This window comes from Kribbella sp. NBC_00889 (genome assembly GCF_045207705.1).
Lineage (GTDB): Bacteria > Actinomycetota > Actinomycetes > Propionibacteriales > Kribbellaceae > Kribbella.
This window is the reverse complement of sequence record NZ_CP108783.1, coordinates 5,526,078-5,541,811: the sequence shown is the minus strand read 5'-3', so window position 1 is coordinate 5,541,811 and position 15,734 is coordinate 5,526,078. Positions and strand designations below refer to the sequence as shown.

At 68.5% G+C, this 15,734-nt stretch carries 17 protein-coding genes; 9 read left to right on the top strand and 8 right to left on the bottom strand.

Annotated elements, in window-relative coordinates; genetic code table 11:
- Positions 1 to 65: 65 nt before the first annotated feature.
- Positions 66 to 1,523: a S8/S53 family peptidase gene (locus OG817_RS26945; RefSeq protein WP_406047402.1), complete on the top strand. Its 1,458-nt coding sequence runs from the start codon at positions 66 to 68 to the stop codon at positions 1,521 to 1,523.
- A gap of 33 nt (positions 1,524 to 1,556) precedes the next feature.
- Here OG817_RS26945 and OG817_RS26940 read toward each other — a convergent pair whose 3' ends face one another.
- On the bottom strand, positions 1,557 to 2,114 hold the full coding sequence (locus tag OG817_RS26940; protein WP_396395159.1) for a hypothetical protein: 558 nt from the start codon (positions 2,112 to 2,114) through the stop codon (positions 1,557 to 1,559).
- A 227-nt stretch (positions 2,115 to 2,341) separates the two neighbouring features.
- Here OG817_RS26940 and OG817_RS26935 point away from each other — a divergent pair, with 227 nt between their 5' ends.
- Complete coding sequence (locus OG817_RS26935) at positions 2,342 to 3,130, top strand: hypothetical protein (RefSeq protein WP_406047401.1); 789 nt, start codon at positions 2,342 to 2,344, stop codon at positions 3,128 to 3,130.
- 5 nt (positions 3,131 to 3,135) lie between these two features.
- Here OG817_RS26935 and OG817_RS26930 read toward each other — a convergent pair whose 3' ends face one another.
- The gene (locus tag OG817_RS26930) at positions 3,136 to 4,152 is read right to left on the bottom strand and encodes an SDR family oxidoreductase (RefSeq protein WP_406047400.1); all 1,017 of its coding nucleotides are present in this window, start codon (positions 4,150 to 4,152) and stop codon (positions 3,136 to 3,138) included.
- Positions 4,153 to 4,246: 94 nt separating this feature from the next.
- Here OG817_RS26930 and OG817_RS26925 point away from each other — a divergent pair, with 94 nt between their 5' ends.
- The 5 genes from OG817_RS26925 (at position 4,247) to OG817_RS26905 (ending at position 7,888) form a co-directional block, all read left to right on the top strand.
- Positions 4,247 to 5,920 (top strand): alpha-amylase family protein, encoded by a 1,674-nt coding sequence (locus OG817_RS26925; protein ID WP_406047399.1) that lies wholly within the window; start codon positions 4,247 to 4,249, stop codon positions 5,918 to 5,920.
- Between the two features lie 82 nt (positions 5,921 to 6,002).
- Positions 6,003 to 6,176: a CsbD family protein gene (locus OG817_RS26920; RefSeq protein WP_360452272.1), complete on the top strand. Its 174-nt coding sequence runs from the start codon at positions 6,003 to 6,005 to the stop codon at positions 6,174 to 6,176.
- A gap of 76 nt (positions 6,177 to 6,252) precedes the next feature.
- Entirely contained in the window at positions 6,253 to 7,005 is a 753-nt protein-coding gene (locus tag OG817_RS26915; protein WP_406047398.1) for a GAF and ANTAR domain-containing protein, read from the top strand.
- A 148-nt stretch (positions 7,006 to 7,153) separates the two neighbouring features.
- Positions 7,154 to 7,351, top strand: a complete 198-nt coding sequence (locus tag OG817_RS26910) for a hypothetical protein (RefSeq protein ID WP_406047397.1) — start codon at positions 7,154 to 7,156, stop codon at positions 7,349 to 7,351.
- A gap of 48 nt (positions 7,352 to 7,399) precedes the next feature.
- On the top strand, positions 7,400 to 7,888 hold the full coding sequence (locus OG817_RS26905; protein ID WP_406047396.1) for a DUF3291 domain-containing protein: 489 nt from the start codon (positions 7,400 to 7,402) through the stop codon (positions 7,886 to 7,888).
- On the opposite strand, the gene OG817_RS26900 is transcribed toward OG817_RS26905, so the two are convergent.
- The 5 genes from OG817_RS26900 to OG817_RS26880 all read right to left on the bottom strand — a co-directional run bounded on the left by OG817_RS26900 (position 7,842) and on the right by OG817_RS26880 (position 10,643).
- Entirely contained in the window at positions 7,842 to 8,648 is an 807-nt protein-coding gene (locus tag OG817_RS26900; RefSeq protein ID WP_406047395.1) for a DinB family protein, read from the bottom strand. The genes OG817_RS26905 and OG817_RS26900 overlap by 47 nt on opposite strands.
- A 25-nt stretch (positions 8,649 to 8,673) precedes the next feature.
- Positions 8,674 to 9,021 (bottom strand): hypothetical protein, encoded by a 348-nt coding sequence (locus OG817_RS26895; RefSeq protein WP_406047394.1) that lies wholly within the window; start codon positions 9,019 to 9,021, stop codon positions 8,674 to 8,676.
- 98 nt (positions 9,022 to 9,119) lie between these two features.
- The gene (locus tag OG817_RS26890) at positions 9,120 to 9,323 is read right to left on the bottom strand and encodes a three-helix bundle dimerization domain-containing protein (RefSeq protein ID WP_396395169.1); all 204 of its coding nucleotides are present in this window, start codon (positions 9,321 to 9,323) and stop codon (positions 9,120 to 9,122) included.
- Positions 9,324 to 9,411: 88 nt separating this feature from the next.
- Positions 9,412 to 9,861 (bottom strand): DinB family protein, encoded by a 450-nt coding sequence (locus OG817_RS26885; protein WP_406047393.1) that lies wholly within the window; start codon positions 9,859 to 9,861, stop codon positions 9,412 to 9,414.
- A 101-nt stretch (positions 9,862 to 9,962) separates the two neighbouring features.
- On the bottom strand, positions 9,963 to 10,643 hold the full coding sequence (locus OG817_RS26880) for a VOC family protein (RefSeq protein WP_406047392.1): 681 nt from the start codon (positions 10,641 to 10,643) through the stop codon (positions 9,963 to 9,965).
- Between the two features lie 147 nt (positions 10,644 to 10,790).
- On the opposite strand from OG817_RS26880, the gene OG817_RS26875 reads away from it, so the two are divergent.
- Positions 10,791 to 12,278 carry a DHA2 family efflux MFS transporter permease subunit gene (locus OG817_RS26875; protein WP_406047391.1) on the top strand — a complete coding sequence of 496 codons (1,488 nt, stop codon included), beginning with the start codon at positions 10,791 to 10,793 and terminating at the stop codon, positions 12,276 to 12,278.
- A gap of 19 nt (positions 12,279 to 12,297) precedes the next feature.
- Here OG817_RS26875 and OG817_RS26870 read toward each other — a convergent pair whose 3' ends face one another.
- A complete protein-coding gene (locus tag OG817_RS26870) occupies positions 12,298 to 13,617 on the bottom strand; it encodes a dihydrolipoyl dehydrogenase family protein (protein ID WP_406047390.1) in 1,320 nt (439 codons plus the stop codon).
- Between the two features lie 148 nt (positions 13,618 to 13,765).
- Here OG817_RS26870 and ftsH point away from each other — a divergent pair, with 148 nt between their 5' ends.
- A complete protein-coding gene (gene ftsH, locus OG817_RS26865) occupies positions 13,766 to 15,730 on the top strand; it encodes an ATP-dependent zinc metalloprotease FtsH (RefSeq protein ID WP_406047389.1) in 1,965 nt (654 codons plus the stop codon).
- Positions 15,731 to 15,734 lie beyond the last annotated feature (4 nt).

The following is a 15,734-nucleotide window of genomic DNA, read 5'->3' as shown; positions in this document are numbered from 1 at the left end:
CGGGAGGGGTCATGTCACAAGACGACGCAACGAGTCCGGAAGGTCGCACTGAGGAAGCACCGCCAGTGCGAGCCGAGGACGTTCCTGAATCACCACAGCACGCCCAGCGCGCTCTGGTTCTCAGCCGGTATCGCGGGGAACTGCGGCAGGGGAAGGGTGCGGGCACGAAATCCGGTGTCGACTTCTTCTTCGAGGCCGGCACGATTCTGGTGCGGGAGGAGCATTTCCAGCATGTTCGCCGCATTCTCAAGAAGCTGTACCTGCTGCCCGACGAGGAACGCGAACCCGAAACGGAACCAGTGATCGCAGGTCTCCGCCTGGTCCGCCTGAGCCGTGAGCTCAATCCGGAGCTGGACACGCTCGCCGTCCTGAAGCTCATCCACACCGGTGGCGAGGTGGCGATCAATCGTCCGGCGGACGACGCCGACGATTCGGGGGATGTGGAAAGGCCGGCGGACGCCGACGATTCGGGGGACGTGGAAAGGCCGGCGGAAGGCGCTGAACCAGAACACAGCGACCGGCCTGCGGAAGGCTACAGGCCACCGGGGACTGTCAGGCGCATCGTCTTCGTCACCGGACTCGGGCCAGGTGCGGCAGCACCGAATCATCTCGTCTCCATCTCCCCCAACCGGGGCAACGGTGCCGGCTGCCCGGCCGTCGAACCTGAGCCGGTGCCGGGCGGCAGCGCACCCTATCCCGGGTACACGGCGGATCGCTGCGCCGGCGAAGGGGTGAAGGTGGTCGTCGTCGACACGGGCTTCGACCGGAAGGCGAGGAAGCGCAGCGACTGGCTGAAGGGGGTCAAGGGAGATCGTGACAAGGGCATCCAGGGCTCGCAGCTGAACGACTACGCCGGGCACGGAACGTTCATCGCGGGAGTCATCAGGTCGGTCGCCCCGCGCGCGGAGGTCCTGGTCCGGAGGGGCTTCGGTCCCGGCGGGGTGGTGCTGGAGTCCAAGCTGGTCAAGACACTGGACGAGATCATCGAGAAGGACGACCCCGACATCATCAGCATGTCGGCAGGAACCTACACGTACGACGCGGGCGGCCTGCACACCTTCGCGGTCTTCGCGGAGCGTCTCCGCCATCACAAGGGTGTCGTCATGGTAGTTGCTGCGGGCAACGACGACGACCGGAAGGCGTTCTGGCCGGCCGCGGCGCCGTACACGGTGTCGGTCGGGGCGCTGGGCACACACTGGCGAGGACGGGCCGGCTTCAGCAACTTCGGCGGCTGGGTGGATGTCTACGCGCCCGGTCAGGATTTGATCAACGCGTTTCCGGTCGGTACGTACACGTATCGCGAGCCGCCGCACGTGGTTGCAGGGAAACCGTTGCGGACCGAGGTCTTCCACGGCATGGCGAGGTGGAGTGGTACGTCGTTCAGTACGCCGCTCGTTGCCGGGCTGATCGCGGCGCGGATGTCGCGAACCGGCGAGAACGGGCGGGACGCGGCGGCCGCACTCATCGCCGAGGCCCGGCAGGCAGCACAACCCGGTGTCGGAGCCGTGCTGCTGCCGGAGTAGTCGGTTGCCTCGGGGTCGTTGGTTGCCTGGTGGTCAGCGCTGGTCGTCGTTCGGGGTCGTCTCTTCGTCCGGGACCTGGGAGTCCTCGGGCGGAGTGACGCCCAGCAGCGGACGCAGCCGCACCATCGCCTGATCGGTGAACAGACCGGCCAGGCAGCCCGTCATCATGAGCACTGTCACGCCGGCCGATGAGGTCGTGTCGTCGCCGATGCTGATCAGGCCGGTGTTGACGGCGACGACGACCACCGAGCCCAGCAGAGCCGACCAGACCGGACGCAGCAGGTACCACCAGACGAACCCTCGCTCCAGCGTCTCCAGACCGGCACGCTGTGCGAAGACCATGCTCTGATGGATGACGCTGCCGACGGCGCCCGCCGCCGCGCCGACGATCAGCAGCGACATGTTCAACGTGGTCGTGAAGTCCGGGCCCCACCAGTGCACGGTCCGGGTCGCGATGCCGGACGGCCCGGTGATCTCCTGGTCGGCCACGAGCCGCTCGGCGATGCCGTACGCCGCGATCAGACCGATCAGCGTGATGATCGCCTCGGCGAAGTTGATCGCGCCGATCATCCGCCGGGTCATCGGCTTCATCGCGGCCTTGTTCCGCGGCCGCGCAATGCCAGGACGTGCAGTGCCAGGACGTGCAGTGGCAGGACGTGCTGTGGTGGTCACTGGATCCCTCCGGTTCGTTCTCTTCCCCTCCCGAACCAGAGTCGCGAGTTCGCGCCCGGATACATGCGGATTCCTGTCCGCGCGGTGGTATCAGATCCGGCGGTTCTGCCTCCGGTTGGCATGGCCACTTCCGGGGGGAGACGGACATGGGAACGCAGCAGAACCATCGCATCAGACGGCAGCTCAGAGAGACGAACGCGTTCAGCGGTACGTCGCTCTTCTTCGGCGTCCTGTCGTCCGTCGTGTGCGCGGCGATCATTCCGGCGCTGGGCGCGGGGCGGATCGCGACCGTCATCGGCGCCGCGCTGAGCCCGTTGCTGGTGGCGATGTTCACCACGCGGGGACCAGGCTTGATCCGTACTGTCGGCATCGCGTCAGTGACCGCGATCGCTTTCGTGATCAGCCTCGGTGGGTTCACCCTGCCCGAGGCGATCGCGGGCGACGGATCACTGACCTCGGACCGCGCCGGCACCTTCGTGTCCACCAAACGGGGCCCGGCGCCGACGCCTCCGCAAGCCGGCCAGGCGACGAGACCCACGCCAGTACCTGAACCGTCGGAACCGCCTTCCTCGCCTGAGCCGCCGGAGCCTTCGCAGGCCGGCGCCGGGATCGAGATGCCGGACCGGCGGGAGTGCCCGGAGATCCCCGTGGGCGAGGTGAAGGTCTGCAAGCAGATCGGCGTCGCGAACGCCGGGACCAAGACGGTCGAGATTGCCACCGGGGAGATGAGCGGAGCTCACGCCGACGACTTCGTGATCACCAAGCGGTGCGACGGGAGGTTGAAGCCGGGGACCGGGTGCTCGGTGCGGGTGGAGTTCCGGCCGTCCGCCGGTGGCCTTCGCGAAGCCAGTCTGACTCTGTACGTGCAGCCGGGCAACATCACGCGTGAGATCACGGTGGCCGGCAACGCGATCGACCTCGACGGTACCGAGTGAGCTCGTCAGCGGTTTCGGGAGTGGCGAGCGGTGAGGACGGCGGTCGCGGCTGCTGTGCAGGTGGCGAGCGCGGTGGTGACCAGACCGCGGTGCTGGGACGCCCAGAGTTGGTAGCTGCGTGAGGTCGAGCGGTCGTCGAAGACGCCGTGCGTGCCGTAGTCGTGGCCGTCCTTCTGGTCGGCCGGGTGCCAGAGGTTCGCGGATTGATCAGGGTCGGAGACCGAGTCGGTCTGCTGGGACTTGTAGCCGGTGCGGGCCAGGTAACGGTCCAGCAGGCCGGCGGCGAACTTGTTCGCGATCAGCGTTGCGACGGTCGGCGTACCGACCCAGTACTCGCGGCGCTGCGGGTGGTCCGCGGCGAACACCACCGCGTCGGCGGCGACCTCGGGCTGGAAGATCGGCGGCACCGGCTGCGGATGTTTGGGCAGCTTCGACAGGACCCAGGAGAACTGCGGGGTGTTCACCGCGGGCATCTGCACCATCGTGACGTGCACGTTGGACTTGTCGTGCAGCAGTTCGCACCGCAACGAGTCGTGGAATCCCTGGATCGCGTGCTTCGCACCGCAGTACGCCGATTGCAGCGGGATACCGCGGTACGCCAAGGCGGACCCGACCTGCACGATCGCCCCACGGTCACGCGGCTTCATCCGGTCCAGCGCGGCGCGGGTGCCGTAGACATAGCCGAGGTACGTCACCTCGGTCGCCCGCTTGAACTCCTTCGGTTCGATCTGCGTGAACGGCGCGAACACCGAGGTGAACGCGACGTTGGCCCAGACATCGATCGGCCCGAGTTCGTCCTCGACGCGCTGGGCGGCCGCCTCGACCTGCTCGTACTCCGCGACGTCGACCGGGATCGGGAGTGCTGTCCCGCCGGCCGCCTCCACGTCGCGAGCCGCGCCGTCGAGACCTTCCTCGCCCCGTGCCAGCAACGCGACCTTGGCGCCCCGCCGGGCGAACGCGATCGCACTCGCGCGACCGATTCCACCACTCGCGCCCGTCACCACCACGACCTGCTCCGTCACGCCTTCGCCTCCTCGACTCGATCCGGACTCGGCCCGACCGGTACCCCGATCGCCGGACCGGATGCACGGGGTTTGGGCCGGGGCACGGGAAGGCATGCGGCTGACGGAGACTGCTGACGTCTGGTGGAAGAACGCGGTGGTGTACTGCCTCGATGTCGAGACGTTCTTCGACACCGACGGCGACGGGCGCGGTGATCTGCAGGGCGTGAGTCAGCGGATCGATCATCTGGCCGAGCTCGGTGTCACCTGCCTGTGGCTGATGCCGTTCTATCCGACGCCGGACCGCGACGACGGGTACGACATCACCGACTTCTACGGGGTCGATCCCCGGCTGGGGTCGCACGGCGATCTGGTCGAGCTGATCACGCTCGCGCAGGACCGCGGGATCCGGGTGATCGCCGATCTGGTCGTCAACCACACCTCCGACCAGCATCCGTGGTTCCAGAGCGCGCGAGCCTCGCGGCAATCGCCGTACCGGGGCTGGTACGTCTGGCGGGACGAACCGCCGCCGGATGCGGACCAGGGCATCGTCTTCCCGGACCAGGAGGACAGTCTCTGGCAGTACGACGAACAGGCCGGTCAGTACTACCTGCACAGGTTCTACAAGCACCAGCCGGACCTCGACATCGCCAACGCGGAGGTGCGTGAGGAGATCGAGCGAGTGATCGGGTTCTGGTCGCAGCTGGGGATGTCCGGGTTCCGGGTCGACGCCGTACCGTTCCTGCTCGACACCGCGGGCGCGCTCGATGCGTCCGGTCTGCCGGATCCGCATGACTATCTGCGAGATCTGCGGGCGTTCCTGGACCGGCGGCGCGGTCAGTCGATGCTGCTCGGCGAGGTCAACCTGCCCTATGACGACGTACGGCGCTTCTTCGGCGACGAGGACGGCGACGAGCTGACGATGTGTTTCGACTTCATCGGGATGCAGCGGCTCTACCTGTCCCTGGCGCGCAACGATCCGGCCGAGCTGGTGCAGGCGTTGCGATCGCGACCGGATCCGCCGGAGGAGGCGCAGTGGGGCACGTTCGTCCGCAATCACGACGAACTCACGCTGGACAAGCTGTCCGACGGCGAACGCCAGGAGGTCTTCGACGCCTTCGGCCCGGCCGAGGACATGCAGCTGTACGGCCGCGGTCTGCGCCGGCGACTGCCGCCGATGCTGGGCAACGACCTTGCTCGGCTGAAGATGGTGTACAGCCTGCTGTTCTCCTTGCCTGGTACGCCGGTGTTGTTCTACGGCGAGGAGATCGGTATGGGGGAGAACCTCGCTGCGGAAGGGCGGAACGCCGTACGCACACCGATGCAGTGGACGGCCGGCGTGAACGGCGGCTTCTCGACCGCGGACCCTTCTGCCCTGGCCGCTCCGGTGACCGAGGGGGAGTTTGGTCCTGAGCACGTCAACGTGGCGGCGCAGCGGCGTGATCCGGACTCGTTGCTGAATTGGCTGCGGCTGCTGATCCGGCGGTATCGGGAGTGTCCTGAGCTGTCCTGGGGGCAATGCACCGTCCTCGAGCATCAGTCGCCGTCGGTCTTCGCGCATCGATCCGACCATGAGGGCGGGACGATCGTTGCCCTCCACAACTTTGGGGTGGAACCGGCTCGGGTGACCTTGGCGGTGGCCGGCGCGGGGGTCGGCGTACGAGCGGTCGACCTCCTGCGCGACGGCACCACGGACGTCGAGGAAGACGGTGTCGTCTGCCTCGACGTGGATCCGCACGGCTCCCGATGGCTGCGCATCATCCGGCCGGGTGACCGCTACATCCTGTGATCGCCGGCCGGATGCGCATGGATCGCCGGATCCGGGGCACCCGGAGCGCGACAAAGACCAGATCCTGGAGGAGGAGAGTTCGATGGGTGTTGGAGACAAGATGAAGAACGCGGCCGAGGCGGCCAAGGGCAAGGTCAAGGAGAAGACCGGGGACGCGACCGACAACCGCGATCTGCAGGCGGAGGGGCAGGCGGAGAAGACGAAGGCCGACCTGAAGCAGGCCGGCGAGAAGGCGAAGGACGCGTTCAAAGACTGACAGCGCGTGATCGAACGTCGAACGGTGTTGTTGTGGTCGTGGCCTGAGGGTGGGACCTCGGGGCAAAATAAGGGCCATGGAACGCGGTGAGGTGGAAGACGCGGCGGAAGCCGGCGTCCTCGACCGGGGACCTGCCCGATCGGGGATCGCCCCGGACACGGACGCGGTGGCTGATGTGTTCGCCCGCCTGGCGCTGGAACTGCATGACTCGGCGGGGGTCGAGGAGACGGTGCAGGCGGTCGTGGAGTTTGCGCTGCAGGCGCTGGGCTGTTCGCACGCCGGCGTTGCGCTGGCCGCCCGCGGTCAGCCTGAGGTTCCGGCGGTGACGGACCCGGTGGTCGGGGAGATCTACCAGTGGCAGATGGCGAGTCGCGAAGGTCCGCTGGTGGTGTCGATGCGTGAGCACAGCACTCTGCTGGTGCGAGACACCGCGACGGACGGGCGATGGCCGGCCTGGGCGGCGAAGGTGCTGTCGCTGGGTGTCCGGAGCGTTCTGGACGTTCCCCTGACCACAGCGGCCGGCACAGTCGGCGTACTGGGGTTGTACAGCACGACCCCGGATGCGTTCGACGCTGACGACGAGGCGGTCGCGCACATCCTGGCCAGGCACGCGTCGGTAGCGGTGGCGACCGCGCGCAAGGAGGCGAGCCTGGCTCAGGCGGTCGACGCGCGCAAGCTGGTCGGGCAGGCGATGGGCATCCTGATGGAGCGGTACGGCGTGGACGGTGATCGCGCGTTCGCGATCCTCAAGCGCTACTCCCAGGACACCAACACCAAGCTCCGCGACGTGGCCCAGCGCCTGGTCGACACCCGCAAGTTGCCGAAGTAAGACTCCGACGACCGAGCGGAGTCCGTAATCCGGTTGGGTGCCACAGGGGACTAGTGCGGTATGCCGGAGTGGTGGCAAGCTTGCCGCCGGGTGGGCCTGTTGAGCAGTCAGCAGCCGAAGTGGGATTCGGGTTGTTGCTGGAGGAATGATGACTGTCGGTGGTGTCGACACGTACTACGACTACGACGAGAAGCAGTGGAAGAGCCGCAGACTCGGCGGGGGACCGATTCGTCGTGGACCGGTGTGCCCGGCCCCGAAGTCTCCGGAACACCACGAGCCGACCGGCGCCCAGAAGCCGCCCGAACCCCGCAACCGACCGCACAAGTCAACGGTCCTCGGTGGTTGATCATCTTCCCGTCTGACCACCGAGCGGTGATCTGCGACTTCCGCTGGCATGATCGGTGAACCGGTCGGCGGAAGGGATCTGGTGGAGTTCGACCTTGCTCAGGTGAATGTCGCGAGGATGCGTGCGGAGGCCGGCTCGCCTCTCGTCGGTGAATTCGTCGCGGCGCTGGATCCGGTCAACCGGTTGGCGGACCAGAGCCCGGGCTTCGTCTGGCGACTCCCGGCGGCCGAGGGGCATGTGCTGACCCACGGCCCCGGTGGCGCGCGGGATGTGGTGAACCTGTCGGTGTGGTCGTCGTACGAGGACCTGCATGCGTTCGTCTATCGCAGCGCGCACGGCCGCTTCGTGCTGAAGCGGAGCCGCTGGTTCGAGAAGGTCCAGCAGCCGTCGACGGCACTCTGGTGGCTGCCGGCCGGCGAGCACCCGACCGTCGAGGACGCCCTGGCCCGCCTCGACTACCTGCGCCGCTGGGGCCCATCCCGCAAAGCTTTCACCGTCCGCCGCCGCTACGACCCGACCGGGCTTCGAGTGTCGTGAGGTCGCGGGTTGCGAAGCGGTGGTGTTCGCAGGCTTCTTCCATCAGTACGGCGAGGCATTCGGCGACCGCGAAGGGTTCGTCGGGGTAGCCGGGAGCCGGGTTGCGGTTGCTGGTCCGGCCGAGGTCGGCGTTGGTGAGGGCGTCGACGGTACGGCGTACCAGGGCCATCCGGTCGGCGAGGATCCGGAGGACCTCGTCGTACGCCGGAGCCGCCCCGAGATCGATGCCTAGGGCAGCCGCATCCTGATCGGCGTACCACGACTGGACGACGCCAAGCGGATGGTACGGGCGTTCCTGGTCGAGGACCGGGCGACTGAGCCAGGCGTCGACGATGAAGATGAGGTGGCGCAGGGTCTCGGCGAAGGACCACTCGCCGTCGACGCGTTCGATCCGGGCGGCTTCGGGCAGGCGCCCGGCGCGCGCGATGGCGTCGGACCAGAGCTTCTCGATCGTGTCCCACATCGCCCGGAAGCCGTCGGCGTCCTGGATCTCGCGGAGCTGGGCGCGCTCGGGATGCCGGCGGTCGAGTTCGGCCTCGACGTACCCGGTCACGTCGACTCCGTTGACGAGCAGCCGCTCCACGTATCCGGAGATGTCGACGTCGACCAGGCAGCCGTCGACGATCTTCACCCCGGACAGATCGCAGTCGGTGAAGCGGGCCTCGCGAAGATCCGCGACCCGGAACGTCGCACCGCGGAAGGCATCCGTCTCCTCGCCACCACCCGAGAACCGATGCGGGCCGTACTGAGCGTCATCCATCGCCACAGTTAACCATCGACCGACCTCAGCGGAGGCCGGCGATTTTCTGGCGGGCCGTGGTCAGGGCAGTGGCGGCGCGGTTCAGGTCGTCCTGCGCTGCCTGGAGCTGCGAGTCGGCCTCGAGCAGAACCATGCCGGGCTTCAGGTCGTCGTCCGTCGAACTCACGTGGCCGATCAGGTCGGTCAGGTCGACGGTGCGGATCATCAGCGCCGCACTGGCGAGAAGCGTCCGGAGTTCGTGGAGTTCGTCGTTCCACACCTGTGGTGCTCGCCGGTCGGCGCCTCGGGTGTGTCCCGCGTCCACGGCGTGACGCAAGGCCGTGTTCGCCTGGTCCAGGGCCACGATCACTCCGTCTGGCCTGTCGTCACTCACCGCTGCCTCCTCATCGGCGGGGTGGTCGAGTGATCAGGGCACCAGAGGTGGACCGGCCGTGCAAGCGGTCGGTCCGAATGGTGATGGAGTGGGCGGCGTCAGCTGGGCACCCGGCCCCGGAGTCTGTCCTTCGCGCCACGCTCCACGAAGAGCGGCACGAAATCCCGGATCGGGTTGGGTTCGAACTCGGGCCGGACGGCCTCGACCGCGGCCGCGACATCGTCCGCCGGGACGTCAGGGAACTGCTTGCGCAGGCGCGCGACCGCCTCGGCGATCGCGCGATCCTCTTCGGACCTGTCCATCGTTCAACTGTGTGGTCGCCGGCCACGGAAAGCAACGGCGCCCCGATTACCGAACGCCGGACCTCGGATTCAGACCATGGACCGGGAATCAGCGGCCGGTGGTGCCGTCGATCTGTTCGCGGATGATGTCGGCGTGGCCGGCGTGCCGGGAGGTCTCGCCGATGACGGCCAGGATCGCCCAGCGCAAGTCGTGGGTCTTGCCGTTGCGGGTCACCGGTGCGTCCGCGTCGCCGATCGCGGCGATGATCTCGTTGCTGGTCTCGCAGGCAGCGCGATAGCCGGCGCGAAGGTCCTTCAGCGAGACCGTGGGGTCGACCTGCATCGACCGCTTCCCGCGGGTCGGCCTACGCCCGGCCACGACCTCCTCGAACCACAGCGATTCGACGAAGGTCAGGTGCTGGATCAGGCCCGCGATGTTGGTGCCGGAATCGACCGTACTGCGCCGCGCGTCCGCCTCACTGAGCCCGGCCAGCTTCTTCAGTACGCCGGCCCGCAACCCGTCGAGCACCGCGCACAACTGCTGGACCTCGCCAGTCATGCCGGGAGCATAACCGCGGGGCGAACACACAGGAGACGACCTGGTGTCCTGAGTCGAACCTCCGACTCAGGACACCAGCGTGCTCTGTCGTCTCCGGTGCTTCATTCCGGGAGCTCGGCGCCGGACTGTTCGGCGACCATGTACTCGGCGTACCAGGCCGGCCAGTTCACGTCGAACTCGCCGCCGTTGCGCTTCTCGTGCTCGCCGTGGGCCGTCGCAGCCCGGACCAGCGCGTCGCGCAGGTCGTCGACGGATGCGAACGAGGTCTCGTCGGACTCGATCCGGCCGGGGAGCCGGCTGGTGATCTCCTGCAGCAGCCAGCCGTTGCCGTCCGGGTCGCTGAACGTCGCGAACGAGCTGTAGCTGGCGCCCTCCTCCGCCCGCCCGCCGACGCGATCGGTGCCGTCGGTGTGGAACTGGGCGCCCGGCGCGCCGGGGTGGAACACCTCGCTGACCTCGACACCGTGGCCGGCGAGCTCGTCACGCGCCGCCTGGATGTCGGACACGATCAGGTACAGACCCTGGGCCGAGCCCGGCGTGGCCGAGGTGATGCCGGCGCCGAACTGGACCGAGGCCGGCGACCCCGGCGGGGTGAACTGGACGACCCGGAAGCCGTTGTCGAACGCGAAGTCCGCGTCTTCGCGCCAGCCGAGGTTCGCATAGAACGCCTTCGCGGTGTCGACGTCGGTCACCGGGATAACGGTGGCCTCGAACTTGAAAGGAACCTTCCCGGGGCGCCCGTCGGCGCTCGCAACTCCGGTCGAGTCCTGGGTGGTGCTCATCTGTGCCTCCTGGATGTGTGTCTGCGTGTACAGACGATCCTCGCGCCGCGACGATCCCGTCGCACCAGGGTGACTCACTGGTGCGACCTACGTGCGACGTGGAGGAAGGTCGGACGTGAACACCGCCGCCACCCCCGGGAGCCGTCCATGCCTACATCCGATCTCCTCGTCCCACTGCGCAGCCGGGCCGGGGTCGCGATTGTCGCGGCGACCGTGCTCGCGTCCGGGATCGCGTGGTACGACGCGTATGTCGTGAACGTCGCAGTGCCGGCGATCGGCAAGCACTTCAGCGCCGGTGTCGCGTCGGTGCAGTGGACACTGACGGCCTATCTCCTGGCTGTCGCGTCGCTGCTGCTCCTCGCCGGTGCATTGGCCGATCGGTTCGGCCGGCGGCGCGTGCTCGTGGTCGGCCTGCTGGTCATGCTCGGGGCGTCGTTCCTCTGCGCCGCTGCTCAATCGATCGGGTGGCTGATCGGTGCCCGGGCTGTCCAGGGCATCGGCGCCGCTCTCGTCGTACCGATCAGCCTGGCCTTGCTGAACGGCACGCTGCGCGTCGCGGATCGTGCGAAGGGCATCGGGATCTGGGCGGGCCTGTCCACAGCCCTGAGCACCATCGGTCCGTACGGCGGCGGTTGGCTGATCGACAACGCCTCATGGCGCTGGGTGTTCCTGCTCCCACTGCCGTTGTTCGTGGCCGTGTTCGTCGTACTGCGGCATGTGCCCGAGACGACCCGTGAGCGGCCGGCGCTGTCGGTCGACGTGATCGGTGCGGTGCTCGGAGTCGTCGGGCTGGGCGGCCTGATCTACGCGTTGACGGAGGGGCCCAGTGCAGGTTGGTCGAGCGCGCGCGTGCTGGTCCCGGGTGTGATCGGCGCCCTGGCGCTGATCGCGTTGCTGCCGGTCGAGAACCGCCGGCGCGCGCCACTGCTGCGGCTCTCGCTGTTCGAGTCGCGTCAGTTCGACGCGATCAACGTCGTCACCGTCCTCGTGTACGGCGCTCTGGCCGCGGGCGGCTACCTGTTCGTGGTGAACTGCCAACTCAGCCTCGGCTACACGGCCGCGCAGGCGGGGGCGGCGCTGATCCCGGCGTCGATCGTGTTCCTGCTCCTGTCGCCGTTCAGCGGTGCGCTCGTGTCTCGTCTCGGGCCGCGGTGGCTGATGTTCGCGGGGATCCTCATCATTGCGGGCGCGAACGTCTTGCTGGCCCAAGCGGCTCCCGGTTCCAGCTACGTCGGCACGATCCTCCCTGCCGCGCTGGTGCTGGGCGTCGGCCAGGGCGTGATGGTCGCGCCTCTGACGGCGGCGGTTCTCGCGGCCGTCAGCGATGCCGATCTCGGCGAAGCCTCCGCGATCAACGACGCGGCCGCCCGGGTCGGCGCACTGGCCATGATCGCCCTCGTGCCACTCCTGATCGGTGCGACGGCGGGCAGCAGCCTCGCCGACTCGCTCACCGATGGCTACCGCCCGGCGATGCTCGTCCTTGCCGGTGTCTGCGCGTTCGCCGCCGTACTGGTCGCTGTCTTCGTGTCGAACGACCGGGCCGCGGCTCCCCGCCTCGCTCCGCCGGCCCCGCACCACGGCTGCGCCCTCGCCGTCACCACCGAGGCGACAGTAGGCGCAGCCAACGAAGGGTGAGTTAGTGTCCCGTAGGCCACTAGACGCGCAAGGCCTTGAGGGCTTCGACGTAGATCTCGGAGAAGGTCGGGAAGGGCTGGATCACGTCGCGCAGTACGTCGAGAGGTACGGCGGCCCGGATCGCGAGAGCAGCTTGTTGCAGCCATTCGCCGGCCTCGGGCCCGAGGGCGTACGCGCCGGTCAGCTTCTCCCCATCGCTGAGCAAGGTGAGGAAGCCGTTCGAGTCGGCGTACGCGTGGGTGTAGGTGGCTGTCTTGGCGACGCCGGAGAGCGCGGCCGTCGCGCTGTACGGCGCCTCGATCACTCCGACCGATGCGGCCTGTGGGTCGGTGTAGACGACCCGGGGGACCGCGTCGTAGTTCGCCTCGCGTGGCTCGCCGAGGATGTTGGCGGCAACGACCTCGCCCTGGTACTTGCCGACGTGGGTCAGCGGCCACAGGCCGGTGATGTCGCCGACAGCCCACAGCCGCTCACCGGCGCGAAGCCGGGAGTCGACCGGAACACCGCGACGGTCGGGTGTGATGCCGAAGGTCTCCAGTCCGATCCCTTCCACGCGCGGGCGACGGCCTGTGGCCACAAGGAGCTTGTCGCCGCGCAACTCCCGGCCGTCACTGAGACTCAGCACGTAGTCGTCGCCGTCCCGCCGGGCACCGGTGATCTCGACCCCGAGGGCGAGGTCGATCCCCTCGCGGCGGAGTGACTCGCCGAGCGCTTCGCCCAGCGCCGCGGACTCCCGGTACAGCAGGTGCCGGCTCTGGTCGAGCAGCGTCACCCCACCGCCGAGGCGTCGTACGACCTGACCCATCTCAGTGCCGACCGGGCCGCCACCGATGATGAGCAGGTGGCGGGGGACCGCCTTCATGCTGGTTGCCTCGCGGCTCGTCCAGACACCGTCGAGTTCACGAAGTCCTGGGATCGGTGGGATCACCGCATCCGCGCCGTTGGCGAGGACGACGTTGCCGGCCGTGTGGCGTACGCCGTCAACCTCGACGACACCCGGTCCCGCAAGGCGGCCGGAGCCGCGGAGCAGGTCGATACCGTTCTTGGCCAGCCACTGCTCCTGACCGGCGTCGGAATAGTCCGACACCATGAAGTCGCGCCAGGCGAACACCGCCTCGACATCCACCTCCGCGGTGGCGCCGGCGTCCCGCGCGCCCTGCACGGCCTCGCCGGGACGGAGCAGCGACTTGGACGGGATGCAGGCGTAGTAGGAGCACTCACCGCCGACCAGCTCACGTTCGACGACGGCGACCCGCAGGCCGCCGTCGGCCAGGGCACCGGCGGTGTGTTCGCCGGGTGATCCGCCGCCCACGACGATCACGTCGTACTCGGTTGTCATAGTTCGGTCCCTCCCTCGACAGGTGCTGTCCTCCACGCTCGCTCGCCGGACGACCGGGTCGCACCAGGGAGAGTCCCTGGACCTGCACTAGCGCGATGGGGGTTGCCCGGCCCGATGATGGAGGCAAGCCGAGACAACGGAGCCGACCATGAGCGACCAGGACAAGCGACCGCGTGAGCAGCCCCCGTCGGATCAGGACGAGCGATCCAACGGTTCGCAGCGGCCCGCGGACCAGCCCTGGCGCACCGAGGGGCTCCCGCCGGGCAAGCGGGCGGACAAGCCGCGGCGGCCGCGCTGGCTGCGCTGGGTGGCCTGGATCGTCGGCGGCTACCTGGTGCTGTTCCTGCTGACCACGATGCAGGACCAGATGTCGGGCAGCGCGGAGACGGTTTCCTACACGGAGTTCTCGGCGCAGGTGCAGAAGGGCAACGTCTCCGAGATCTTCGCCCGGGGTGACACCATCCAAGGCCAACTCAAGAACGAGGCCCCGGTGCCGGGCAAGAGCGACTCGAAGTACACGAAGTTCACCACCGAGCGGCCGACGTTCGCCAACGACGATCTGTACGGTGCCCTGCAGAAGGCCGGCACCACGGTGAAGGCCACCCCGGTGGTCCAGCAGCGCGGGGCGCTGTGGAACCTCCTGATCTCGTTCGCTCCGATCCTGCTGCTGGTCGGGTTCTACATCTGGCTGTTCCGGCGTCAGCAACGCGCGGCCGGCGGAGGGTTGAGCGGTCTGCTCGGTGGTGGGCAGAAGAAGCCGGTCGACCCGCAGACCGTGCGGACCACCTTCGCCGACGTCGCCGGGATCGACGAGGTCGAGGACGAGATCTCCGAGATCGTCGACTACCTGAAGGACCCGGACAAGTACCGCCGGCTCGGTGCCCGGGCGCCCAAGGGCGTGCTGCTCTCGGGCGCACCGGGGACGGGGAAGACACTGCTCGCTCGGGCCACCGCGGGCGAGGCCGGGGTGCCGTTCTTCTCGGCCGCCGCCTCGGAGTTCATCGAGGCGATCGTCGGGGTCGGGGCGAGCCGGGTCCGCCAGTTGTTCAGCGAGGCCCGGAAGGTCGCGCCGGCAATCATCTTCATCGACGAGATCGACACGATCGGCCGGGCCCGGGGCGGCGCGCGCTCGTTCGGTGGTCACGACGAGGGCGAGCAGACGCTGAACCAGATCCTCACCGAGATGGACGGCTTCTCCGGGACCGAGGGTGTGGTCGTGCTGGCGGCCACGAACCGGGCCGACGTACTGGATGCGGCGCTGCTGCGAGCGGGGCGGTTCGACCGGACGATCACCGTCCATGCCCCGGATCGGAGGGGCCGCGAGGCGATTCTGCGGGTGCACGCACGGGGCAAGCCGTTCGCCGCGGACGTCGACTTCACGGCGGTGTCCAAGTCGACGCCGGGAATGACCGGGGCCGACCTGGCCAACCTGTTGAACGAGGCCGCCCTGGCTACTGCCCGCGATGGCCGGTCGGAGATCAGCCGCCGCGACCTGACCGACGCGCTGGAGAAGATCCAGCTGGGTACCGCTCGCAACGTCGTGATGCCGGAGGAGGAGCGACGCCGTACGGCGTACCACGAGGGCGGGCACGCGCTGCTCGGCATGATCCAGGTGGGCGCGGACCCGGTCCGCAAGGTGTCGATCATTCCCCGCGGCCGCGCACTCGGGGTGACGCTGTCGACCCCGGACATGGATCGGTACGGCTACGACGCGGAGTACCTGCGCGGTCGCATCATCGGAGCCCTCGGCGGGATGGCGGCCGAGCAGGAGATCCTCGGCGTTGTCACGACTGGTGCCGAGAGCGATCTCGAGAGCGCCACCCAGATCGCCCGTTCGATGGTCGGCCGGTGGGGTATGTCGGCGGCCGTCGGACCGGTGTCGGTGCTCCCGGTCGATGGCGACCCGCGGGCCGTCGCGTCCGAGTCGCTGCTGAACACCGTCGACGAAGAGGTACGACGCCTGATCGACGAGTGCTACCAGGAGGCCAGGCGGCTGCTGCGCGACAACCGTGATCGGCTCGAGGGCATCGCCGAGCAACTGCTCCGGCACGAGACCCTCGACGAGGCCGACGCGTACGCCGCGGCAGGCATCCCGCACGACGCCCGGGCATGAAGCC

Coding starts and splice junctions, on each gene's coding strand:
- OG817_RS26940 (WP_396395159.1), bottom strand. CDS start 2,114: ATGAAGCCGATGACCCGGCGGATGATCGGCGCGATCAACTTCGCCGAG.
- OG817_RS26935 (WP_406047401.1), top strand. CDS start 2,342: ATGGGAACGCAGCAGAACCATCGCATCAGACGGCAGCTCAGAGAGACG.
- OG817_RS26925 (WP_406047399.1), top strand. CDS start 4,247: ATGCGGCTGACGGAGACTGCTGACGTCTGGTGGAAGAACGCGGTGGTG.
- OG817_RS26920 (WP_360452272.1), top strand. CDS start 6,003: ATGGGTGTTGGAGACAAGATGAAGAACGCGGCCGAGGCGGCCAAGGGC.
- OG817_RS26915 (WP_406047398.1), top strand. CDS start 6,253: ATGGAACGCGGTGAGGTGGAAGACGCGGCGGAAGCCGGCGTCCTCGAC.
- OG817_RS26910 (WP_406047397.1), top strand. CDS start 7,154: ATGACTGTCGGTGGTGTCGACACGTACTACGACTACGACGAGAAGCAG.
- OG817_RS26905 (WP_406047396.1), top strand. CDS start 7,400: ATGATCGGTGAACCGGTCGGCGGAAGGGATCTGGTGGAGTTCGACCTT.
- OG817_RS26900 (WP_406047395.1), bottom strand. CDS start 8,648: ATGGATGACGCTCAGTACGGCCCGCATCGGTTCTCGGGTGGTGGCGAG.
- OG817_RS26890 (WP_396395169.1), bottom strand. CDS start 9,323: ATGGACAGGTCCGAAGAGGATCGCGCGATCGCCGAGGCGGTCGCGCGC.
- OG817_RS26885 (WP_406047393.1), bottom strand. CDS start 9,861: ATGACTGGCGAGGTCCAGCAGTTGTGCGCGGTGCTCGACGGGTTGCGG.
- OG817_RS26880 (WP_406047392.1), bottom strand. CDS start 10,643: ATGAGCACCACCCAGGACTCGACCGGAGTTGCGAGCGCCGACGGGCGC.
- OG817_RS26875 (WP_406047391.1), top strand. CDS start 10,791: ATGCCTACATCCGATCTCCTCGTCCCACTGCGCAGCCGGGCCGGGGTC.
- OG817_RS26870 (WP_406047390.1), bottom strand. CDS start 13,617: ATGACAACCGAGTACGACGTGATCGTCGTGGGCGGCGGATCACCCGGC.
- ftsH (WP_406047389.1), top strand. CDS start 13,766: ATGAGCGACCAGGACAAGCGACCGCGTGAGCAGCCCCCGTCGGATCAG.